Genomic DNA, 21,576 nt, shown 5'->3' with positions numbered 1-21,576 from the left:
GGCGATGACCTGCGAATTCACGGATCACATGGCCACTTACCACCAGTCACATCCGTCACTGACCCCCGGGCCGGACGGGCGGGAGGGCCCGTCCGGTCACGGTTTCAGGCCGATGAGGCGCGCGAGCAGGGTCGACGTGTGGTCGAAATAGGCGGCCCGTTCCTCGATCACGTTGTTGTACTGGCCGAACAATTCGAAGCTGACAGTCCCGTACAAAGCGGCCCACGCGGTGAACGCCCGCGCCATGACGTCGCCAGGGACGTCCAGGGGGAGCATCGCGCGTGCGCGGGCCATGTCCTCGGCGATGGCGGCCGGCGGCGGGGGGCACGGCCCGGCGGGGTCGAGCTCGCCGGCGGCGTGCGCCTCGGCGACGATCCGCGCCATGACGACGGTGTCCCGCACGGCGGCGGGGACGGTCTCCTCCGGGGCCTTGTAGCCGGGGACCGGCGACCCGTAGAGCAGCGCGTACTCGTGCGGGTGCGCGAGGGCCCACTCCCGGACGGCGCGGCACACGGCGAGCCAGCGTCCGCCGTAGTGCTCCGCGCCGGCCCCGGCGTCGGCGCGCTCGACGGCCTCGCCGACCGCGTTGTAGCCGTCGATGATCAGCGCGGTCAGCAGGTCGTCGCGGCTCGGGAAGTACCGGTAGATCGCCGACGACACCATGCCCATCTCGCGGGCGACCGCGCGCAGCGACAGCCCCGCGGCGCCGTCGGTGGCGAGCTGCCGCCTCGCGATCTCGGTGATCTCCCGGACCATCTCCGCCCGGACCCGCTCGCGCGCCGTCTGCCCCGCGCTCATGCCCACCTCCTCGGGGACGGCCTTCCGCCGGCCCCTTCGTCCTGCCCGTCCTCCGGAGGCTAGCAGAGCGCCGCGCTGTTTTGAGAGCGACGAACTTCTTCGAGAGCACTGCTCTTGACAACACCGCTCTCCTCAGAGAGCATTGCTCTCGTAACGGAGCACCGAACAAGGAGCCGGCCATGCGAAGCCTCACGACCCTGCACGACGACTACGCGCTGCGCGGACGCATCGACGACGCCGCGCCCGTCACCAGCGCCTCCACCGTCCTGATCGACGCGCCGGCCGCGCGGGTCTGGGAGGTCCTGGCCGACCTGCGCGGCTGGGAGGCCTGGGCGCCCGACTTCAGGCTCCGCGAGCTGGACGCCGTCGAGCCGGGCCGGGAGTTCCGCTGGAGCCAGGGCGGCACGCCCCTGCGGTCCCGCTTCGCCGTGGTCGACCCCGGCCGGGAGCTGAGCTGGACGGGCACCTTCCTCGCGCTCTACCGGGCCGTGGACCGGCTGGTCCTGGCCGACGAGGGCGGCCGGACCCGCGTGACCGTGCAGGAGTCGCTGGACGGCCCGCTGATCCGGCTGATCTACGGGGAGCACAAGCTCCGCGCGGGCCACGAGGCCCGGCTGGCCGCCCTCAAGGACCACGTCGAGGCCTCCGCCTGAGGCGGAGCGCGCAACACCGAGCACACACCACCGGGCACACACCACCGTCAGGGAGAGAACCATGGGCAGGCACGTGATCGTCGGAGCCGGGCAGGTCGGGACGCACCTCGCCGAACTGCTGACCGGGCGGGGGCACGACGTCGTCGTCGTGACCCGGTCCGGGTCGGGCCCGGACGGGGTCGAGCGGGTCGCGGCGGACGTCGCCGACCGGGACCGCCTCACCCGGATCGCCAAGGGGGCCGACGCGCTCTACAACTGCGTCAATCCGCGGTACCACCGGTGGACGCAGGACTGGCCGCCGATGGCCGCGTCCCTCCTCGGGACCGCCGAGGACACCGGGGCCGTCCTCGTGACGCTGAGCTGCCTGTACGGATACGGACCGGTGGACGGGCCGATGACCGAGGACCTGCCGCTCGCCGCGACCGGCGCCAAGGGGCGGGTGCGGGCGAGGATGTGGAAGGACGCCCTGGCCGCGCACGAGGCGGGCCGCGCCAGGGTCACCGAGCTGCGCGGGTCCGACTACTACGGGCCGCGCAGCACCGACCAGGCCTACATCGGCGAGACGCGGTTCGTGAAACCGCTGCTGGCGGGCAAGCGCGTCCTGTACTTCAGCGACCCGTCCGTCCCGCACGCGTGGACGTACCTGCCGGACGTCGCGCAGGCCCTCGCCATCGCCGGGACGGACGAGCGCGCCTGGGGGCGTCCCTGGCACGTCCCCACCGGCCCGGCGGTGTCCACGGTCGAGGTCGGGGAGCGGCTGTGCGAGATCGCCGGAGCGCCGGCGCCGCGCATCAGCGAGGTTCCCCGCGCGGTCTTCAACGCGGCCGGGCTCCTCTCACCGATGCTCAGGGAGCTGCGGGAGACGCGGTACCAGTTCGACAAGCCCTACATCCTCGACTCCTCGGCCTTCGAGTCGACTTTCGGGATGGCCCCGACACCGCTGGACGACGCCCTGAAGGCGGTCGTGTCGGCTTCCCGGATGGCGGAGGGGACGGGTAATTAAGCTAGGCCCGGTTGTCCCGCGGACGTCGGAGGGCTCGGATGCGGATCTCGTTCACGGCGTTGACCGGCGGGGGCCCCCGCGACGTGGTGCTCAACCTCGACTCCGAGGCCACCGTGGACGGCGTCGCCCAGACGCTCGCCGCCACGCTGGACGGCCGTCCCGCGGTCCCCGCCCCGCGCTTCTCCAAGGACGCGCTGCTGTCCCGGGGCGCGCGCAAGGCCCTCTGGATGGACGGCCGGATGCTGGACCCGCAGGCGCTCGCCGTGAAGGAACTGCGGGACGGCGCCGTCGTGGCGGTCGAGCGGCGCGGCGCCGCCGCGACCGTGCTGACCGAGCCGACCGGGCTGGTCGAGGTGCGCGTCGTCGGCGGCCCGGCCGCCGGGTCCGTGCACCGGCTGGGGCTCGGCGTCTGCACGATCGGGTCCGGGAACGACGTCGACGTGGTGCTGGACGACCCGTCCGTCCCGGCCCGGTCCCTGCGGCTGACGGTCGAGCGCACGGCCGTCCAGGTCGAGGCGTCCGCCCTGACGATGCAGGGGGCGGTCGTCCTGGACGGAACGCCCCTCGGCGCGAAGACGGCGTGGCCGATGGGCGCGCTGCTGACGGTGGGGGCCAGCGTGCTCGCCCTCGCGCCGTGCGCCGCCCCCGACACCCACCTGGAGCCCCTGCCGGAGGGCGGCCTCGCGTTCAACCGGCCGCCGCGGCTGAACCGACCGCGGCGGGCGCGGACGCTGGAGGTGCCGAAGCGCCCGGAGCGCAACCCGCGCGAGCGGCTCCGGCTCTTCGGCGCCCTGCTGTTCTCGGCGTTCGGGCTCGCCATGGCGTTCGGGCTCGGCCAGTGGTGGTGGGCGCTGTTCGCGCTGGCCTGGCCGGTGATGACGCTCGGCGAGTGGCTCGGCGACCGGATGCACGGCCGCAAGTCCTACAAGAAGTCGCTGAAGGAGTACCACCGCAAGGCGGGCGAGTTCGACGGCGAGCTGGAGCGGCTGCGGCGCGAGGACGAGGCCGAGCGCCGCGCGCTGCACCCCGACGCCGCCGAGGTCCTGCTCACCGCGACGGGCCCGCGGCGCCGCCTGTGGGAACGCCGCCGGGACGACCCCGACGTCCTGCACCTGCGGGTGGGCCTCGCCGACCTGCCCGCCCGCATCGAGCTGACCGGGGACGCCGAGCCGGCGGGCGGCGCCGGAGGCGAGCGGGAGGGGCCGTCCTCCGACGGGCGCGGACTCCGGGTCCCGAAGGCCCGGCAGGTCCCCGTGGTGCTGCCCCTCACCGAGCTGGGCGTCGTCGGGCTGACCGGGCCCCGGCACGCCTCGCGCGCCCTGGCCCGCTGGATGGTCGCGCAGGCCGCCGCCCTGCACAGCCCCCGCGACCTGGCCATCGTCGTGCTGTCCGCCGACCAGAACGCCGGGCACGAGTGGAACTGGGTGCGCTGGCTGCCCCACTGCGCGCCGCGCGAGGGCGAGGACTGTGTGGCCCTCGTCGGCACCGACCCCGAGTCGGCGGCGCACCGCGTCACCGAACTGGCGATCCGGGTGACCGAGCGGCGGCGGGCCGCGCAGGCCGAGTCGTCGTTCTTCGGCCAGGGCGGTCGGCCCGCCGACGGCGCGCCGTACAACATCCTGATCGTCCTGGACGGCGCCCGCGCGCTGCGCCGCATCCCGGGGATGCCGATGCTGCTGTCGCGCGGCGCCGAGTACGGGCTCTACGCCATCTGCGTGGACGACGAGGAGCGGCTGCTCCCCGAGGAGTGCAGCGCCGTCGCCGCCTGGGACGCCCAGCGGCACTCGACGCTCCTGCTCCAGGGGCGGGGCCTGGACGCCGTCGGCCCCGTCCTCGCCGACCAGGTCTCCGCGACCTGGACCGACCGGGTGGCGCGCGCGCTGGCCCCCGTCCGGGACGTGTCCCGCGAGGACGCCGAGGACTCGCTCCCCGCCGACGTGCGGCTCCTGGACATTCTCGACATGCCCGAGCCCACGGCCGAGCACGTCCTGCAGTCGTGGAACAGGACGGGCGGCCGGACGACCCGCGTCCCCGTCGGCCTCGCCTCGGGCGGCCGCTACGAGATCGACCTGCGCGCGGACGGCCCCCACGGCCTCATCGCCGGGACCACGGGCGCGGGCAAGTCGGAGCTGCTCCAGACCCTCATCGCCTCGCTCGCCGTGGCGAACCGCCCCGACGAGATGACGTTCGTCCTCATCGACTACAAGGGCGGCGCGGCGTTCAAGGACTGCGCGGACCTCCCCCACACGGTCGGCATGGTCACCGACCTGGACGGCCACGCCACCGAGCGCGCCCTGGAGTCGCTGGCCGCCGAGCTCCGCCGCCGCGAGGAGATCCTGCTCGGCGCGGGCGCCAAGGACGTCGACGACTACGACGACCTGCGCCCCGCCGATCCGGGGCTGCCGGCCGTGCCGCGGCTCGTCCTGGTCATCGACGAGTTCGCCGCGATGGTCACCGAGCTGCCCGACTTCGTCGCCGGCCTGGTCGACATCGGCCGCCGGGGCCGCTCCCTCGGCGTCCACCTCATCCTCGCCACGCAGCGCCCCGCCGGGGTCGTCACCGCCGACATCCGCGCCAACACCAACCTGCGCATCGCGCTGCGCGTCACCGACCCCGACGAGTCCGCCGACGTCCTGGACTCCCCTGACGCGGCGCAGATCTCCAAGTCCACCCCCGGGCGCTGCTACGTCCGCTCCGGGGCGTCGTCGCCGCAGGCCGTCCAGTCGGCGCGGATCGGGGGCCGCCGCCCCGGGGCCGCGTCCGGGTCCGGCGGGCCGACCGTCCACCCGCTGCCGTGGCAGGGCCTCGGCCATCCGCTGCCCGCGCCGCGCGAGGCGGCCGACGACGCCGTGCTCGCCACCGACCTCGGCGTGCTCGTCCAGGCGGTCGACGAGGCCGCGCGCCGCGCCGGGATCGCCCGGCAGCCCTCGCCGTGGCTGAGCCCGCTGCCCGAGCGGGTCGCGCTGGCGCCCCGCACCGCCGCGGGCGGCTCCGTCGTGGACGTCCCGCCGATCCCGTTCGGCGTCACCGACCTGCCCGCCGTCCAGTCCCGCGAGGAGCTGACGCTCGACCTCGCGGCCGGCGGCCACCTCTACATCGCCGGGTCCGCGCAGTCGGGCCGCTCCACGGCGCTGCGCACGATCGCCGGGTCCCTGGCGGGGGCGTGCTCCCCCTACGACGCGCACCTGTACGCCGTCGACTGCGGCGCGAACGCCCTGCTGCCGCTGGTCTCCCTGCCGCACTGCGGCGCCGTCGTGACCCGCGACCAGCTCGACCGCTGCGAGCGCCTCCTCACCGCGCTCTCCGCCGAGGTCGCCCGCCGCCAGCAGGTGCTCGCCGAGGCGGGGTTCTCCTCCCTCGCCGAGCAGCGCGCCGCCGTCGCCGCCACCGACCGCCTCCCGTGGATGGTCCTGCTCCTGGACCGCTGGGAGGGCTTCCTCGGCGCGTTCGAGCACTACGACTACGGGCGCCTCGTCGACCAGGTCGTCCGGCTGCTGCGTGAGGGCGCCGCGGCCGGGCTGCGCGCCGTGTTCACCGGCGACCGCTCCGGTCTCGGGGGGCAGGTCTCCACGGTCTTCGACCGCCGCCTCATCCTGCGCATGGCCGACCCGAACGACTACGGGTACGGCGGCCTGCAGGACCGGCAGATCCCCGCCGAGATGCCGCCCGGGCGCGCCCTGGAGCCCGCGGGGCCCGGCGCGCCTCCCCGCGAGTCGCAGATCGCGCTCCTCGGGGACGACGCGTCCGGCGCGGCCCAGGTCGCGGCCCTGCAGGAGATCGCCCGGAGCTGCGTGTCCCGCTACGGCCGGCTGCCGCGCCGCCGGGGTCCCCTGCACGTGGACGAGCTGCCGGTCCGCGTCACCTACCGGGAGGCGATGTCGCTCGACCCGGAGTTCCTGGCCCCCTCGGCGCTGTGGGCGCTGGTCGGCGTCGGCGGCGACACGCTCGCGCCCGTCGGCGTCGACCTGCTCAACGAGGGCCCGGGGTTCGCCGTCGCGGGGCCGCCCCGCTCGGGCCGCTCCACGACGCTGCGGACGATCGTCCAGTCGCTGCTCGACCCCGCGGTCGGCGGCGGGCTCGTCCCGGTCGTCCTGGTGACGCCGCGCCGCTCCCCGCTGCGCCTGCTGGCGGGCCGGCCCGGCGTGCTCGGCGTGCTGACGTCCGACGCCGGCGCCGACGACCTGGAACGCGCGATCGGCGACGAGCACCGCTTCGCGGTGGTCGTGGACGACGCCGAGCTCCTGGACGAGACCGAGCTGGACGAGGCCCTGAGCGGCGTCCTGCGCACCGCCCGGGACGGGGAGCACGCCGTCGTGATCGGCGGCACCACCGACGATCTGGGCCGCGGCTACCGGGGCTTCCTGTCCGACACCCGGCGCTCGCGGTCGGGCGTCCTGCTGTCGGTGGACTCCCCGGACGACGGCGACCTGTTCGGGCTGCGCCTGCCCCGCAACGCGCCGCTGGGCGGGCCCACCGGCCGGGGCCTGTTCGTGGCCGCGGGCGCCACCACCCGGATCCAGGTGGCGCTTCCCCCTCCGGTCGGCTCCGACTGATCGCGACCGGCCTCCGCCGGGCGGAGGGCGCCGGGCGAAGAAAAAAGGCGGGTCCCGGCCTCGGGGGGATGGGCCGGGACCCGCGGCTCGCGGAGGCTCAGCGCGTGGCGGCCTCGATGTTCTGCTGGGACCTGCGGATGTCCTGGCTGCCCTGTTCGAGGGCGACGGCCATCTTGTCGAAGGCGGTCTTGGCCTCGGCCCAGGAGGCGCGGAAGCGGTCGGCCCCGGGGCCCCACCAGGCCGCGCTGCTGCTCACGGTGCGGCCGTTGAGGTCCTTGATGAGGGCGTCGAGGTTGCGGGAGTGCTTGCTGAAGATGCGGGACAGTTCCTCTAGCTCGCCCAGGTTGGCGCCGCGCTTGTCACCCATCGCCCCGGCCCTTTCCTCGCTGATCGTTGGAACGTTTCCAGCCGCTGCCGCAGGAATGGCGCCAGCCTACGCCCCACCGATCACATCCATCCAGCGACCCCCCGGGTATCCCCCGTCGAAACGGCCACATTCCCACCATGACGGCCTGTCCGGATGTGGCCAGCGAGGGCGAAGCCGAACGGCTTGTGACGAGGATAATTACTGCGCGTCAAGAGAATTTCAGAGCGGTTTCCGGATGCGAATGGAGATCGCCGTAAGAAAGGGAGGAGCGGCGCGTCAGCGGTTCTCGCCGATCGGGTCGTTCACCGGGTGCGCCCCCGGGTCCAGGACCCGCTCGCCGACCATCGTGATCTGCTCGCCGGACGCGCGGAACTCGAACCGGCGCCGCACCGACTGGGTGACCTTCCCGCGGCCGCCGAGGCCGTAGCGCATCTCCGTGTGCTCCACCGCCTCCAGCGTGATGCGGTCGCCCGTGCGGACGGCGCGGCCCTCGTCCAGGCGCGTGCGGGCCCCGGTATAGGCGGGGCCGCCCTCCACGGGGGCGCGGTTGCGGGTCTCCAGCTCCCGGACGGCCTTCTCCTGCGACCGCACCAGCGACGGGGAGATCCGCACGCCGAGCACCTCCGTGGGGGCGGCGCCGCGGTCGCGGCCGTCCTTCTGCACGAGGGCCTGGGAACGGCGCTCCAGGTAGGAGTTCGCGGCGACGGTGAGCTGGCGGGTGAGGTAGTCCTCCACCGCAGGGGTCGGCCCGCGCACGCCCGACGAGGGCGCCAGCAGGCAGGCGGCCAGCACGACCGCCAGTCCGGCCCGGGGCCACGGGCGAACCATCGGCCTCTCCCGCTGATCAAAGGCTGGTGGGTCCGAGCCGACATTACACGGCCGGACCGTGGGAGGAACGCCGGTTCAGTCCGCTTCGCTCTCCAGTGCGGCGACGCGCGAGCGGGCCCGCGCCATCGCCTCGTGGTAGCGCTCCTCCCATTCCGGATCACCGTCCGGAATGGCGGCGACGGCCTGGCGGCCGATCTCCGCGAGCACCTCCCCGGCGCCGCCGCGGGAGACCCGCCGGACGACGACCGTGGTGACGCCGCCGGTCGACTCGGTGTGCGCCTCCCACCGGGCGCCGTCCTCCAGCCGCGCCCGGCTCCGCGACGACCGGTCGGAGAACCCGTAGAGCAGCAGGACGACCACCACGGCCGCCACCGCCAGCGCCACCAGAACGATCAGAAACCGCACGACCGCCTCCCTCGCCGTCCGCGCCCGCCGCCGCCCCGGCGCCTACCTGCCCCGCAGGAGCGAGCCGTTCGGGTTGCCGGGCGCGTAGACCGTGATGCCCTGCGGAAGGGCCTTCAGCTCCTCGATCCTCGCGCAGGTCGGGCACTTGTTGTAGCCGTCCTGGCGGGCCTTGTTGGCCGCGGCCTCCGCCTTGGCCGAGGCGACCTTGGCCTGGGCCTCGCTGATCTGCGCGAACGCGGCCTGCGCGCGGTCCACCGCGTCCTGCACCTTGGCCGGCAGGGTGATCCGCACCAGGTTGAAGTGGATGTTGGTGACGAACTTGCCGCCGAGCGTCTGCTCCAGGTCCGCGGCCAGGCTCGTGTTGATCGCGTTCTGCACCTTGGCGATGTTGCCGTTGTTGCTCTGCGCCTGCTGCCCCGCGGTCTGGACGTTCCTCGGCGCGGAGGAGTTCTGCACGAGGGCGCAGGAGGAGACGAGCTCGGCGCAGCGGAAGCTGTTGATCTGGCTGCGCAGGTCGTTGTCGATGACCGGCCGGACGATCTGGTCGAGGAACGCCGACCAGCCCTTGTCGCCGTCGTAGACGTTGTAGGTCTCGCCGCTGGCGCTGCGGAACTTGCGGGTGCCGTACTTGTCGTCGAACTGCCTGAGGGCCTTGTGGTCCTGGTTGAGCGTGAAGTACAGCGTCCCCTCGATGCCCATGTTGACGCCGTCCGAGCTCGGCACGGTGACGACGTCCACGCCGGACTCGTCGCCCTTCCCGGAGTCCGAGGTGATCGTGTAGAAGCGCTGCTGGGCGGGGTACTTGTGGACCTGCGAGTAGAGCCCGACCCAGACGCGGCCGGATCCGGGGTCGATGACCTGCCGGATCCTGTTGTTGTCGAAGAACCCGCCGTTGCGGACGACGGCGATCTCGCCGCCGCCGGTGCGCTCGAAGCCGCCGAACAGCGCGCTCAGCACCGGCCATCCCACGACGACCAGCAGCACGGCGGCGACGATGGCGGTGCGCCGGCTGGGCGCCCTCACCCCGGAGCGCCGGGTCGCGCCGGCCTTCTCCCTGGCTGTGGACGTCTTCTTCTCGGCCACGGTGGCTCCTCTCATGCCCGCACGGGGGGTCGTGCCGCGGGTTCCCGGATGAGACGGACCGGAGACCCGCCCGGATCCCCCTGGGGGTACCGCTTTCTGGGGAAGCCTCCCACTATCCGGGACCTCGCCCCCAATAAGGAGGGGCTTACGAAAACCTGGGATCCGGGTTATCTAGACTGCCTGCGAGGTTGAAGGAGGAGACCCACGTGCGCAAAGTCCTGATCGCCAACCGCGGCGAGATCGCGGTCCGTATCGCCCGTGCCTGCCGCGACGCGGGGCTGGCCAGTGTGGCGGTGTACGCCGAGCCCGATCTGGAGGCGCTGCACGTTCGGGTCGCCGACGAGGCGTTCGCCCTCGGCGGGCGGACGGCGGCCGAGAGCTACCTGGACATCGACAAGCTGCTGAAGATCGCCTCGGAGTCGGGCGCCGACGCCGTCCACCCCGGCTACGGCTTCCTGGCGGAGAACGCCGACTTCGCCGCGGCCGTGCAGAACGCGGGACTGACCTGGATCGGTCCGCCGCCGGCCGCGATCACCGCGCTCGGCGACAAGGTGCAGGCCCGGCACATCGCCCAGCGGGTGGGCGCGCCGCTGGTCGCCGGCACCGCCGACCCGGTGTCGGGCGCGGACGAGGTCGTCGCGTTCGCGCGCGAGCACGGCCTGCCCATCGCGATCAAGGCCGCGTTCGGCGGCGGCGGGCGCGGCCTGAAGGTCGCCCGGACGCTGGAGGAGGTGCCCGAGCTGTACGAGTCGGCCGTCCGCGAGGCCGTGGGCGCCTTCGGGCGTGGCGAGTGCTTCGTCGAGCGGTACCTCGACAAGCCCCGGCACGTGGAGACGCAGTGCCTGGCCGACAAGCACGGCAACGTGGTCGTGGTGTCCACGCGCGACTGCTCGCTCCAGCGCCGCCACCAGAAGCTCGTCGAGGAGGCGCCCGCGCCGTACCTGTCCGAGGAGCAGCTGGAGCTGCTGTACTCCTCGTCCAAGGCGATCCTGAAGGAGGCCGGCTACGTCGGCGCCGGGACGTGCGAGTTCCTCGTCGGCCAGGACGGGACGATCTCGTTCCTGGAGGTCAACACGCGCCTGCAGGTCGAGCACCCCGTCACCGAGGAGGTCGCCGGGGTCGACCTCGTCCGCGAGATGTTCCGCGTCGCCGACGGCGAGGAGATCGGCTACGGCGACCCGGAGCTGCGCGGCCACTCGATCGAGTTCCGGCTGAACGCCGAGGACGCCGGGCGCGGGTTCCTGCCGGCCGTCGGCACCCTGACGGCCTGGCACCCCCCGACGGGCCCCGGGGTCCGCCTGGACGCCGGCTACGAGGCCGGGCAGACCGTCCCCCAGGAGTTCGACTCCCTCATCGCGAAGCTGATCGTGACGGGCGCGACGCGGCGGCAGGCCGTCGAGCGGTCCCGCCGCGCCCTCGCCGAGTTCGTCGTCGAGGGCATGCCGACGGTCCTGCCGTTCCACCGGGCGGTGCTGGACGACCCCGCGTTCGTCCCGGCGGACGACGAGACCCCGTTCAGCGTCCACACCCGGTGGATCGAGACGGAGTTCGACAACACGATCCCGCCCCACGAGGCTCCCCCCGCGGGCGAGGAGGACGAGGGCGAGCGCGAGCGCGTCACCGTGGAGGTCGGCGGCCGCCGCATCGAGGTCGTCCTGCCCGCCGGGTTCGGCGCCTCCGCCGCCCCCGCCGCCGGCAAGGCGGCGCCCGCCAGGCGGCGCGGCGCCAAAAAGGGCGGCGCGGCGCAGGCGTCCGGCGACTCCCTGGTCAGCCCGATGCAGGGCACCATCGTCAAGCTCCTCGTCGAGGAGGGCGCGACCGTGGCGGCCGGCGACACCATCGTGGTCCTGGAGGCCATGAAGATGGAGCAGCCGCTCACCGCGCACAAGGCGGGGACGCTCACCGGCCTGTCCGCCGAGGTGGGCCAGACCGTCTCCGCGGGCGCCGTGATCTGCGAGATCAAGGACTCCTGAGCGCGGCCCCCGGCCCGCGCCGCCTCCAGGGCCCCGGCGCTCCGGGTCCCTGGAGGGGATGGGGCGCGGTGCCCATGCGGCGCGTGCGCAAATCCGTCCTGCGAAGGACGCATCGGTGCGTCCACGTGGGCAGACTGAGAGCATGAGCACCGAGAACCGGGCCGTTCGAGCGGCTCGCGGGGGCGCCGCGGCGGCGGTCATCGCCGCCGTCGCCGTCCCGGCGTTCGCCCTGGCCGCCCCGGCGGGCGCCGCCGCGTCGCAGGCCGCCGCCACCCGCACGACGGCGACCGCGACGGCGACGGGAACCGCCGTGCGGGCGGCGGCTCCGCGGGCGGCGGCGGACGACACCGTCGGCCAGATCGCCAAGGGCCTGATCGACTCGCGGCTGTACGTGACGAGCGGCGCCGGGAACCCGCTGACCCCGGCCGACCGGAACGAGATCGAGACGTCCCTCGGCGGCGACAGCGACGCCGACATCCGCGCCGTGGTCGTCCGCAACGACGTGACCGGGACCGAGGTCCGGCAACTGCTCCCGGCCGTCGCCGAGCGCGTCGGCAAGGGCCAGACCTACGTCGCGGTCACCGCCGACGGCGCGCGGATGGGCGCGATCTCCAAGAAGCTGGACCGCGCGGAGATCAACCAGCTGGTCACCCGCACCGAGGGCGCGCCGCTGAAGCAGCGGCTGATCCAGTTCGGCGGCCTCGCCGAGAAGAAGGTCGACAGCGACTCCAGGTCCAGCGCGACGATCGGCTACGTGCTGCTCGGCGTGCTCGTGCTCGTGGTGGCGGCGATCACGGGCGTCATGCTCAACGCCCGGAGGAAGCGGCGGGAGCGGGCGGCGCGCGAGATGGCCGACCTCAAGGCGGGCGTGCAGGAGGACGTGACGCTCCTCGGCGAGGACATCGCCCGCCTCGACCTGAACGTCATGGACAGCGGCCTCGATCCCGACACCCGCGCCGACTACGAGCGCGCGATGAACTCCTACGACCGCGCCAAGTCCGCGACCGAGCGCGCCGCCCGGCCGCAGGACATGCAGGAGGTCACGACGGCGCTGGAGGACGGCCGCTACTACATGACCGCGACGCGCGCCCGGGTCGCCGGCGACCCGGTGCCCGAGCGGCGCCCGCCCTGCTTCTTCAACCCGCAGCACGGCCCGTCCGTCCAGGACGTGACGTGGGCGCCGCCCGGCGGCGTCGCCCGCTCCGTCCCGGCGTGCGCGGCCGACGCGGAGGCCGTCCTGCACGGGAACGACCCCGACGTCCGCATGGTCCCGGTCGGCGGGGGGCGGCAGCCCTACTGGAACGCCGGCCCCGCCTACGCGCCCTACGCCGGCGGCTACTACTACGGCTACGGCGGCGTCGACCTGCTCAGCGGCATGCTGATCGGCACCGCGCTCGGCTCGATGTGGGGCGGCGGCTTCGGCGGAGGCTTCGGCGGAGGCGACTTCGGCGGGGGCGACGGCGACGTCGGCGGTGGCTGGGACTTCGGCGGAGGCGACTTCGGGGGCGGCGGCGACTTCGGCGGAGGCGGGGACTTCGGCGGCTTCTGAGGGGCGTTCCCCGTGAGCAGGACACCCGCGTCCGCGCTGTTCTGGCGCATCCTCGGCATCAACGGCCTGGTGTTCGTGGTCGGCACCCTCGTGCTGGCGGTGGGACCGGTGACCGTGTCGACGCCGATCCTCCTGAACGAGTTCTTCGTGCTGCTGGGCGGGCTGGCGGTCATGGTCGCGGCGAACGCCCTGCTGCTGCGCGCCGGCCTGGCGCCGCTGGAGGGGCTCACCGCGCTGATGGCGCGCATGGACTCGCTGCGCTCCGGCGACCGCCTGCCGGCCGGCGGCAGCGGCGACCTGTTCCACGTGGTCGACGAGTTCAACGCGATGCTCGACCGGCTGGAGGCCGACCGCAGCACCAGCACCGCCCTCGTCCTGGACGCGCAGGAGGCGGAGCGCCGCCGCATCGCCCAGGAGCTCCACGACGAGATCGGCCAGACCCTCACCGTGGTGCTGCTGGAGCTGAAGTCGGTGGCGAACCGGGCGCCGGAGGAGATCTCGGAGGAGCTGCGGGAGGTCCAGGAGACCGTCCGGTCCAGCCTGGACGAGGTGCGCCGCGTCGCCCGGCGGCTGCGCCCCGGCGTCCTGGACGACCTGGGGCTGACCAGCGCGCTCACCGCCCTCGCCACGGACTTCTCCGGGACGGGCGGCCCCCGCGTGACCCGCCGCGTCCAGCCCGTCCCCGAGGGGCTCGGCGCGGACGCCGAACTGGTGATCTACCGGATCGCGCAGGAGAGCCTGACGAACGTGTGGCGGCACTCGGGCGCGCGGAACGCCGAGCTGTCGCTCGCCCAGGACGAGGAGGGGCGCGTCGTCCTGCGGGTGGCCGACGACGGGACCGGCCCGCCGGACCGGGTGGGGTCCGGCATCCACGGGATGCGGGAGCGCGCGATGCTCGTCGGCGCGCAGCTGACGATCGGCCCGGCGGACGGCGGCGGCACCGAGGTGAGGCTGGTCGTCCCCCCGCCCGGCGCACGCCGGGCCTGACCCCGCCGGGCGCCGCGCCCGCCCCTCAGGGCTCGACGAGCCCGACGCGGATCGCGTACTTCGTCAGCTCCAGCCGGTCGCGCATCCCGAGCTTGCCGAGGATGTTGGCGCGGTGCCGGTCGACGGTCTTGACGCTGATCGTGAGGGTCTCGGCGATCCGCCGGGACGAGTAGCCCTCCGCGACCAGCTTGATGATCTCCTCCTCGCGGGGCGTCAGGATGCTCGCCTGGCCCTCGCCGCGCCGGTCGCGGTCGAGGTACTCGCGGATCAGCGCGGTCACCGCCGCCGGGTACAGGAACGGCTCGCCGCGCATCGCGGCGCGGACGGCGTGCAGCAGGTCGCGGTCGGCGACGGACTTCAGCACGTACCCGGACGCGCCCGCCTTGAGCGCCTCGAACAGGTACTGCTCGTTGTCGTACATCGACAGGATCAGCGTCCGGACGCCGGGGAAGCGGCGGGAGATCTCCCGCGCGGCCTGCAGCCCCGTCATGCGGGGCATCGCGATGTCGAGGATCGCCAGGTCGACGCCGCCCGCGGCGAGCGCGTCGACCGCCTCCGCCCCGTCGGCGGCCTCCGCCACCACGGTCAGGTCGGGCTCGGCGTCCAGGATCAGGCGCAGCCCCCGGCGCACCAGCGCGTGGTCGTCGGCGAGCAGGATCCGGGTCGCCGACTCCCGGGTGTGCGCGAAGCCTCCCGCGTGCACCGATCACCGCCTCTCGTGCGCACCGGTCACCTGCGGTCTCGTCCTCATCCTAGGCGCGCCGCCCCGGCGGGACCGGGCCGCCGCCCGCGAATACATGATCCGCACCGCCCGATATGGGTGCCGCGCCCGATGGGGACGCGGGCCGCCGCCGAAAAGACTGGAAGCCGCAGGACGAAAGGGGCGGACGCATGGCACGGCGAACGGGCGGAGGGCACCGTCCCCCGCCCACGGCACCGCGGAGGCCGTCCCGTGACGGGTCCGCCCCCGGCGCCAGAAGGAGGACCCTATCCACCCGGAGGACCAGGCTTTCCGGAAGCCGAAAGGACACCATGCAAGCGCGGGACATCGCCGTACAGGTGCCCACCGTGACCCTGGGCGACTCGATCGCCCACGCCATCCAGGTCATGGCGCTCGGGCGGCTGCCCGGCCTGATCGTGATCGACCGGGCGCAGCGCCCCCTGGTCGTCCTGCCGGGCACGCAGGTGCTGCGGCTGGCGGTCCCCGTCGCCTACCAGGAGGATCCGGCCCTGACCCGGACCGTGGACGAGGCGCACGCCGACGTCTTCTGGCACGAGATCCGCGACCTCACGGTCGGCGACTGCCTCGCAACGCCCACTCCCCGCCCGGTGATCGTCAGGACGTCCGCGACGCTGCTGGAGCTCGCCACGCTGATGGCGCGCCAGCGCAGCCCCCTGGTCGCCGTGGTGGACGAGGCCGGGCTGCTGGCCGGGGCGGTCACGCTCGACCGGCTGCTGTCGGCGCTGGCGCTGACCAGGCCCGGCGACTGAGGGACGGCTCCCCCGCCGGCGCCCGGCGCGAGGGCGCGCGGTGACCGCGGTCGCGGCACTCGCCGTGTTCGTGGTCGCGTTCTTCTTCATCGCGACCGAGAAGGTCGACAAGGTCAAGGTCGTCCTCGTCGCCGCGGGCGTGCTGACGGTCCTCGGGCTCGCCCCCGGCGCCGAGGTCTTCTTCTCCGAGCACGACGGGATCGACTGGAACGTCATCTTCCTGCTGCTCGGAATGATGATCATCGTGGGGGTCGTCAAGGGCACCGGGCTCTTCGACTACCTGGCGATCTGGGCGGCCAAGCGCTCCAGGGGCCGGCCGTACCGGCTGCTGGTGATGCTGATGCTCATCACCGCGGTCGCCTCGCCGTTCCTGGACAACGTCACCACGATCATGCTGGTGGCGCCGGTGACGGTGGTGGTCTGCAACCGGCTGCGCGTCCCGGCCCACCCCTACCTCATCGCCGAGGTGCTGGCGTCCAACATCGGCGGCGCCGCGACCCTGATCGGGGACCCGCCGAACATCATCATCGCCAGCCGGGCGGGGCTGACGTTCAACGACTTCCTCGTCCACATGGCGCCGATCACGGTGATCGTCTTCATCGCGTTCGTGCTGCTGGCCCGGGTGCTGTTCCGCTCCTCCTTCCGGTACGACGAGCGGTACGCGGCGGAGGTGATGTCGCTGGACGAGCGCAAGGCGATCACCGATCCGGCGCTCCTCGTCCGGTGCCTGGCCGTGCTCGGCCTGGTCATCGCCGGGTTCTCGCTGCACTCGGTGCTGCACGTCGAGCCGTCCATCGTGGCGCTCGTCGGCGCGGGCGTGATGCTCCTGGTGTCGCGCGTCCAGGTCTCCGAGGTCCTCGAAGAGGTGGAGTGGCCCGTCCTGGTCTTCTTCATGGGGCTGTTCGTGATGGTGGCCGCCCTCGGGCACACCGGCGTCATCGAGAGGATCGGGACCTGGTCGGCGGACGCCGTGGGCGACAACTATTTCGCGGGCGCCACCGCTCTGCTGTTCGGGTCGGCCGTGCTCGGCGCGTTCTTCGACAACATCCCCTACGCGGCGACGATGGCGCCGATCGTGGAGGGGATGGCCGCGGGCGCGCCCGACCCCACGACCGCGCAGGCGCTGTGGTGGTCGTTCGCCCTCGGCGCGGACTTCGGCGGCAACGGGACGGCCGTCGCCGCGAGCGCCAACGTGGTCGCGATCGGCATCGCCGCCAAGACCGGCAACCCGATCAGCTTCTGGCAGTTCACCCGGTACGGGATCATCGTGACGGTGCTGAGCACGCTGATGGCGTGGGTCTACGTCGCCCTGCGCTACTTCTAGCCGGATCTCCGGACGGCCCGGCCGGGCACGCCGCTAGTAGGCGTGCTCGGCCATCAGCCGGCGGGACGCCTCGGTGATGCTGCCCGACAGCGACGGGTAGACCGCGAACGTGTGCGCCACCTGGTCGACCGTGAGGTGCTGCTGGACGGCGATCGACACGCCCAGGATCAGCTCGCTGGCCCGCGGCGCCACGATGACGCCGCCGAGCACGATCCCCGTGGACGGGCGGCAGAACAGCTTCACGAAGCCGTCCTCGAAGCCCTGCATCTTGGCGCGCGCGTTGGTGAACAGCGGCAGCATGACCGTCCGGGCGTTGACGTCCCCGGAGTCGACCATGTGCTGCGTCACGCCGACCGACGCGACCTCGGGATCGGTGAAGATGTTGGAGGAGACCCAGCCGAGCTTCAGCGGCTGCACGGCCTCGCCCAGCGCGTGCCACATCGCGATGCGCCCCTGCATGCCGGCGACGGACGCCAGCATGAGCACGCCGGTGCAGTCGCCGGAGGCGTAGATGTGCGGGACGGACGTCCGCGACACCTTGTCGACCTCGACGAAGCCGCGCGCGTCGCACCGCACGCCGACCTCCTCCAGGCCGATGCCCCGGGTGTTCGGGACCATGCCCACGGTCATCAGGCAGTGGGTGCCCTCGACCTTCGTCCCGTCCTCCAGCGTGACGATCACGCCGTTGCCCGACCGCTCCACGGCCGCGGCCCGCGACCGCGACATGACGTTCATGCCGCGCCGCAGGAACACGTCCTGCAGGACGGCGGCGGCGTCGGCGTCCTCCGTGGGCAGGATCCGGTCGCGCGAGGAGACCAGCGTCACCTTCGAGCCGAGGGACAGGTAGGCGCCCGCGAGCTCGGCGCCCGTCACGCCGGAGCCGACCACGATCAGCTCCTCGGGCAGCTCCGGCAGGTCGTAGAGCTGGCGCCAGTTCAGGATGCGCTCGCCGTCCGGCTCCGCGCCGGGCAGCACGCGCGGCGTCGCGCCGGTCGCGATGAGCACGATGTCGGCGTGGATGCGGCGCTCGCCGACCGCCACGACGTGCGGCTCCACCAGCCGCGCCTCGCCGCGGACGATCTTGACCTCCTCGTAGGCGAGCCGTTCGGCGACGTCGAACGACTGGGCCCGTGCGAGGTCCTTCACGCGCTTGTTGACGATGGCCATGTCGGCTTCGAGGGCGCCGACGATCCCGTCCGGGCCGCCGTTGAAGCGCAGCCCGAGGCCGGCCGACTCCGACATGACCGCGATGCGGGTCGAGGTGGCGATGAGCGTCTTGGAGGGCACGCAGTCGGTGAGCACGCACGCGCCGCCCGGACCGTCCCGTTCGACGACGGTCACGTCGGCGCCGAGCTGCGCCGCGACGAGCGCGGCCTCGTAACCGCCCGGGCCTCCTCCGATGATCACGATGCGGGTCACATCTTCCATTGTTTCCTACTCACGGCAGTGAAAAGTCCCGCTCCGGACCCTTTCTTCCTGCAACAACCCCCGAGTGGCCCATCAACCGGTGTGGCGCGTTCCATCGCAGACCACAGCAGCCACACCCCCGCCTCCCCGGTGGCGTCTTCCCTGTGGGGGGCGTCCCCCACACCCCCGAGCCTTACTTGGCGTAGCCTTCCCCCGTGGCTCTGTACGCGGCGTACGCCTCCAACATGGATCCCGAGCAGATGGCCGGCCGGGCTCCCCACTCGCCCATGCGCGGCACCGGCTGGCTCGCCGGCTGGCGCCTGACCTTCGGCGGGCAGGACAAGGGCTGGGACGGGGCTCTCGCGACGGTCGTCGAGGACGACTCCGAGCAGGTCTTCGTAGTCATCTACGACGTGCCTGCCTGGGACGAGAAGGAACTCGACGCCTGGGAGGGCGCCGCGCTCAACGTCTACCGCAAGATCAGGGTGCGGGTGCAGACGCTCGACGGCGACGCGCTGTGCTGGATGTACGTCCTGGACGACTACGAGGGCGGGCTGCCGTCCGCGCGCTATCTCGGCATCCTCGCCGACGCCGCCGAGAAGGCCGGCGCGCCCGACGACTACGTCAAGGACCTGCGCACACGCCCCTGCAAGTCGCTGGGCGACTGACCGGCGGCGGCCGGGCGGCGCGGCGGTAGTGTCGGCGGCGTGAGCAACGACGCTTTTGCACTGGCACGGGACGCCGCGGACGCGCTGCGCTCCCGCACGTCCATCGACTCCTTCGACGTCGCCCTCGTCATGGGGTCCGGGTGGGTTCCGGCGGCCGACAAGCTGGGCGAGCCCGTCGCCGAGCTGACGGTGGCCGAGCTGCCCGGGTTCGCGCCGCCGGCCGTGGAGGGCCACGCCGGCCGGATCCGGGTCGTGGAGATCGGCGGGCGCAACGCGCTGGTGTTCCTCGGCCGCACGCACCTGTACGAGGGGCGCGGGGTCGACTCCGTGGTGCACGGCGTCCGGACGGCGCTCGCCGCGGGCGTCAAGACGATGGTGCTCACGAACGCGGCGGGCGGGCTGCGGCCCGAGCACCAGCGGGTGGGCGACCCGGTGCTGATCTCCGACCACCTGAACCTGTCCGGCGCGAACCCGCTGACCGGCGCGACGTTCCTCGACCTGACCGAAGCGTACTCGGGACGCCTGCGGGCCCTGGCCAAGGAGGCCGACCCGAGCCTGTCGGAGGGCGTCTACGCGGCGTTCCGCGGCCCGACCTACGAGACGCCCGCCGAGATCCGGATGCTGCGCACGCTGGGCGCCGACATGATCGGCATGTCGACGGTGCTGGAGACCATCGCGGCCCGCCAGGGCGGCGCGGAGGTGCTCGGCATCTCCCTGGTCACCAACATCGCGGCGGGGCTGTCGGACGAGCCGCTCGACCACGAGGAGGTCCTCGCGGCGGGACGCGCGTCGGCCGGCCGCATGGGCACCCTGCTCGCCACCGTCCTGGCGAAGCTGTGAGCGACCTGCGCGCGCGGGCCGGGGAGTGGCTCGCCCAGGACCCCGACCCGGCGACCCGCGCAGAACTGCGGGCGATCCTCGACGCGGGCGACGAGGCGGTCCTCGCCGACCGGTTCGGGACGCGGCTGGAGTTCGGGACGGCCGGGCTGCGCGGCGAGCTCGGCGCCGGGCCGAACCGGATGAACCGGGTGACGGTCATGCGCGCCGCCGCCGGTCTGGCCGCCCGGCTGCCCGCCGGCGGCCGGGTGGTGATCGGGTTCGACGCGCGGCACGGCTCCCGGCGGTTCGCCGACGACACCGCGGCCGTGCTGAGCGGGGCGGGGCTGCGTCCCGAGGTGTTCGCCGACCCCGTCCCGACGCCGGTCCTGGCGCACTTCACCCGGGCGTTCGACGACATCGTGGCGGGCGTCATGGTCACGGCCAGCCACAACCCGCCGCGCGACAACGGCTACAAGGTGTACTGGGCGGACGGGGCGCAGATCGTCCCGCCGACGGACGCGGAGATCTCCGCCGCGATCGACGCCGTCGGCCGCGTCGACGAGCTCCCCCTCGGCGAGGGGTGGCCCGTCCACGAGGGCGCCGGCCTCTACCTGGACGCGGTGTCGTCCCTGCGCCTCGGCGGCGACCGGGACGTCTCGATCGTCTACACGCCCCTGCACGGGGTGGGCCGGGACGTCCTGCTCGCCGCGTTCGAGCGCGCCGGGTTCCCCGCGCCGGCCGTCGTCCCGGAGCAGGCCGAGCCCGACCCCGACTTCCCGACCGTCGACTTCCCGAACCCGGAGGAGCCGGGCGCGCTCGACCTGGCGCTCGGCCTCGCCGAGGCCCGCGGCGCCGACCTGGTGATCGCGAACGATCCGGACGCCGACCGCTGCGCCGTCGCCGTCCCGGGCCCGTCCGGGTGGCGGACCCTCACCGGGGACGAGGTCGGCGGGCTGCTGGCCGAGCACGTGCTGCGGCACACCACGGGCGACGACCGCCTGGTCGCGACGACGATCGTGTCGTCGTCGCTGCTGCGCTCGATCGCCGCCGCGCACCGCGTCCGGTTCGCCGAGACGCTCACCGGCTTCAAGTGGATCATGAAGGCGGGCGGTCCGGGCCTCAGGATGGTGTTCGGCTACGAGGAGGCGCTCGGCTACAGCGTCGGCGGCGACCGGGGCGTGCTCGTCAACGACAAGGACGGCATCGGCGCCGCGCTCGCCGTCGCCGCGCTCGCGGCCGACGCCAGGCGCGACGGCCGCACGCTTCTCGACCTGCTGGACGCGCAGGCCCGCCGGTACGGGCTGCACGCGACGTCCCAGCTGTCGGTCAGGGTGAGCGACCTCTCGCTGATCACCGCGGCGATGGCCCGGCTGCGCTCCGATCCCCCGCGCGAGCTCGGCGGGCGGCGCGTCGAGTCCTTCGACGACCTCGCCCTGCCCGCCGGGGACCTGCCGCCCACCGACGGGCTCCGGTTCCGCCTGGCCGGGGGCTCGCGGGTGGTCGTGCGCCCCTCCGGGACGGAGCCGAAGCTGAAGTGCTACCTGGAGGTCGTCCTCCCGGTGGACGGGGACGTCGCCGAGGTCCGCGCGCGCGCCGCCGCCGACCTGGAGGCCCTCCGCGCGGACGTGTCCGCGGCCATCGGCTGACCGGGCCCCTCTCAGCCGACCG

The 21,576-nt window shown here is 73.7% G+C and carries 18 protein-coding genes; 11 read left to right on the top strand and 7 right to left on the bottom strand.

Annotation, left to right across the window (positions count from 1 at the left end; genetic code table 11):
- Nucleotides 1–96 precede the first annotated feature (96 nt).
- Nucleotides 97–798 (bottom strand): TetR/AcrR family transcriptional regulator, encoded by a 702-nt coding sequence (locus AB0C87_RS37025; RefSeq protein ID WP_345176792.1) that lies wholly within the window; start codon nt 796–798, stop codon nt 97–99.
- 179 nt (nt 799–977) lie between these two features.
- Here AB0C87_RS37025 and AB0C87_RS37020 point away from each other — a divergent pair, with 179 nt between their 5' ends.
- The 3 genes from AB0C87_RS37020 (at nt 978) to AB0C87_RS37010 (ending at nt 7,007) form a co-directional block, all read left to right on the top strand.
- Nucleotides 978–1,451 carry an SRPBCC family protein gene (locus AB0C87_RS37020; protein WP_345176789.1) on the top strand — a complete coding sequence of 158 codons (474 nt, stop codon included), beginning with the start codon at nt 978–980 and terminating at the stop codon, nt 1,449–1,451.
- Between the two features lie 61 nt (nt 1,452–1,512).
- On the top strand, nt 1,513–2,454 hold the full coding sequence (locus AB0C87_RS37015) for an NAD-dependent epimerase/dehydratase family protein (protein ID WP_360581537.1): 942 nt from the start codon (nt 1,513–1,515) through the stop codon (nt 2,452–2,454).
- A gap of 38 nt (nt 2,455–2,492) precedes the next feature.
- Nucleotides 2,493–7,007 (top strand): FtsK/SpoIIIE domain-containing protein, encoded by a 4,515-nt coding sequence (locus tag AB0C87_RS37010; protein WP_360581536.1) that lies wholly within the window; start codon nt 2,493–2,495, stop codon nt 7,005–7,007.
- Nucleotides 7,008–7,104: 97 nt separating this feature from the next.
- Here AB0C87_RS37010 and AB0C87_RS37005 read toward each other — a convergent pair whose 3' ends face one another.
- The 4 genes from AB0C87_RS37005 to AB0C87_RS36990 all read right to left on the bottom strand — a co-directional run bounded on the left by AB0C87_RS37005 (nt 7,105) and on the right by AB0C87_RS36990 (nt 9,690).
- Complete coding sequence (locus AB0C87_RS37005) at nt 7,105–7,374, bottom strand: WXG100 family type VII secretion target (protein ID WP_089314806.1); 270 nt, start codon at nt 7,372–7,374, stop codon at nt 7,105–7,107.
- Between the two features lie 276 nt (nt 7,375–7,650).
- Nucleotides 7,651–8,202, bottom strand: coding sequence for a hypothetical protein (locus AB0C87_RS37000; protein ID WP_345176781.1), 552 nt, complete (start codon nt 8,200–8,202; stop codon nt 7,651–7,653).
- A gap of 75 nt (nt 8,203–8,277) precedes the next feature.
- Nucleotides 8,278–8,607: a hypothetical protein gene (locus AB0C87_RS36995; RefSeq protein ID WP_345176779.1), complete on the bottom strand. Its 330-nt coding sequence runs from the start codon at nt 8,605–8,607 to the stop codon at nt 8,278–8,280.
- Between the two features lie 42 nt (nt 8,608–8,649).
- Nucleotides 8,650–9,690, bottom strand: coding sequence for an SPFH domain-containing protein (locus tag AB0C87_RS36990; protein ID WP_345176777.1), 1,041 nt, complete (start codon nt 9,688–9,690; stop codon nt 8,650–8,652).
- 206 nt (nt 9,691–9,896) lie between these two features.
- Here AB0C87_RS36990 and AB0C87_RS36985 point away from each other — a divergent pair, with 206 nt between their 5' ends.
- From AB0C87_RS36985 to AB0C87_RS36975, 3 genes are all read left to right on the top strand, one after another.
- Complete coding sequence (locus AB0C87_RS36985; protein WP_345176774.1) at nt 9,897–11,663, top strand: biotin carboxylase N-terminal domain-containing protein; 1,767 nt, start codon at nt 9,897–9,899, stop codon at nt 11,661–11,663.
- Between the two features lie 142 nt (nt 11,664–11,805).
- Nucleotides 11,806–13,212: a hypothetical protein gene (locus AB0C87_RS36980; RefSeq protein ID WP_360581535.1), complete on the top strand. Its 1,407-nt coding sequence runs from the start codon at nt 11,806–11,808 to the stop codon at nt 13,210–13,212.
- 12 nt (nt 13,213–13,224) lie between these two features.
- On the top strand, nt 13,225–14,199 hold the full coding sequence (locus AB0C87_RS36975; protein ID WP_345176769.1) for a sensor histidine kinase: 975 nt from the start codon (nt 13,225–13,227) through the stop codon (nt 14,197–14,199).
- Between the two features lie 25 nt (nt 14,200–14,224).
- Here the strand turns inward: AB0C87_RS36975 and AB0C87_RS36970 are convergent, their stop codons facing one another.
- Nucleotides 14,225–14,902 (bottom strand): response regulator transcription factor, encoded by a 678-nt coding sequence (locus tag AB0C87_RS36970; RefSeq protein WP_345176767.1) that lies wholly within the window; start codon nt 14,900–14,902, stop codon nt 14,225–14,227.
- Nucleotides 14,903–15,231: 329 nt separating this feature from the next.
- On the opposite strand from AB0C87_RS36970, the gene AB0C87_RS36965 reads away from it, so the two are divergent.
- Together AB0C87_RS36965 and AB0C87_RS36960 are read left to right on the top strand one after the other, a co-directional pair.
- On the top strand, nt 15,232–15,690 hold the full coding sequence (locus tag AB0C87_RS36965; RefSeq protein WP_353833694.1) for a CBS domain-containing protein: 459 nt from the start codon (nt 15,232–15,234) through the stop codon (nt 15,688–15,690).
- A gap of 40 nt (nt 15,691–15,730) precedes the next feature.
- Nucleotides 15,731–17,014, top strand: coding sequence for an ArsB/NhaD family transporter (locus AB0C87_RS36960; RefSeq protein ID WP_345176761.1), 1,284 nt, complete (start codon nt 15,731–15,733; stop codon nt 17,012–17,014).
- 33 nt (nt 17,015–17,047) lie between these two features.
- On the opposite strand, the gene AB0C87_RS36955 is transcribed toward AB0C87_RS36960, so the two are convergent.
- Nucleotides 17,048–18,433 (bottom strand): NAD(P)H-quinone dehydrogenase, encoded by a 1,386-nt coding sequence (locus AB0C87_RS36955; RefSeq protein ID WP_360581534.1) that lies wholly within the window; start codon nt 18,431–18,433, stop codon nt 17,048–17,050.
- Between the two features lie 203 nt (nt 18,434–18,636).
- Between AB0C87_RS36955 and AB0C87_RS36950 the strand changes: the two genes are divergently transcribed.
- Genes AB0C87_RS36950 through AB0C87_RS36940 form a run of 3 tightly spaced genes read left to right on the top strand, consistent with a single transcriptional unit; the run spans nt 18,637 to nt 21,554 of the window.
- The gene (locus AB0C87_RS36950) at nt 18,637–19,089 is read left to right on the top strand and encodes a gamma-glutamylcyclotransferase (RefSeq protein WP_345176756.1); all 453 of its coding nucleotides are present in this window, start codon (nt 18,637–18,639) and stop codon (nt 19,087–19,089) included.
- A gap of 39 nt (nt 19,090–19,128) precedes the next feature.
- Nucleotides 19,129–19,929, top strand: coding sequence for a purine-nucleoside phosphorylase (locus tag AB0C87_RS36945; protein WP_345176753.1), 801 nt, complete (start codon nt 19,129–19,131; stop codon nt 19,927–19,929).
- A complete protein-coding gene (locus AB0C87_RS36940) occupies nt 19,926–21,554 on the top strand; it encodes a phospho-sugar mutase (RefSeq protein WP_360581533.1) in 1,629 nt (542 codons plus the stop codon). Before AB0C87_RS36945 ends, AB0C87_RS36940 begins: the two co-directional genes overlap by 4 nt.
- Nucleotides 21,555–21,576: the final 22 nt, after the last annotated feature.

It is taken from the genome of Actinomadura sp. NPDC048021 (assembly GCF_040653135.1).
GTDB lineage: Bacteria > Actinomycetota > Actinomycetes > Streptosporangiales > Streptosporangiaceae > Spirillospora > Spirillospora verrucosospora.
Note: the sequence above shows the minus strand (reverse complement) of the source record. Positions and strands in the feature narration are given on the sequence as shown.

What these genes read in the sequence shown, in the direction of transcription:
- AB0C87_RS37020 (WP_345176789.1), top strand. Translation starts at nt 978, where the DNA reads ATGCGAAGCCTCACGACCCTGCACGACGACTACGCGCTGCGCGGACGC.
- AB0C87_RS37010 (WP_360581536.1), top strand. Translation starts at nt 2,493, where the DNA reads ATGCGGATCTCGTTCACGGCGTTGACCGGCGGGGGCCCCCGCGACGTG.
- AB0C87_RS37000 (WP_345176781.1), bottom strand. Translation starts at nt 8,202, where the DNA reads ATGGTTCGCCCGTGGCCCCGGGCCGGACTGGCGGTCGTGCTGGCCGCC.
- AB0C87_RS37025 (WP_345176792.1), bottom strand. Translation starts at nt 798, where the DNA reads ATGAGCGCGGGGCAGACGGCGCGCGAGCGGGTCCGGGCGGAGATGGTC.
- AB0C87_RS36980 (WP_360581535.1), top strand. Translation starts at nt 11,806, where the DNA reads ATGAGCACCGAGAACCGGGCCGTTCGAGCGGCTCGCGGGGGCGCCGCG.
- AB0C87_RS36965 (WP_353833694.1), top strand. Translation starts at nt 15,232, where the DNA reads ATGCAAGCGCGGGACATCGCCGTACAGGTGCCCACCGTGACCCTGGGC.
- AB0C87_RS37015 (WP_360581537.1), top strand. Translation starts at nt 1,513, where the DNA reads ATGGGCAGGCACGTGATCGTCGGAGCCGGGCAGGTCGGGACGCACCTC.
- AB0C87_RS37005 (WP_089314806.1), bottom strand. Translation starts at nt 7,374, where the DNA reads ATGGGTGACAAGCGCGGCGCCAACCTGGGCGAGCTAGAGGAACTGTCC.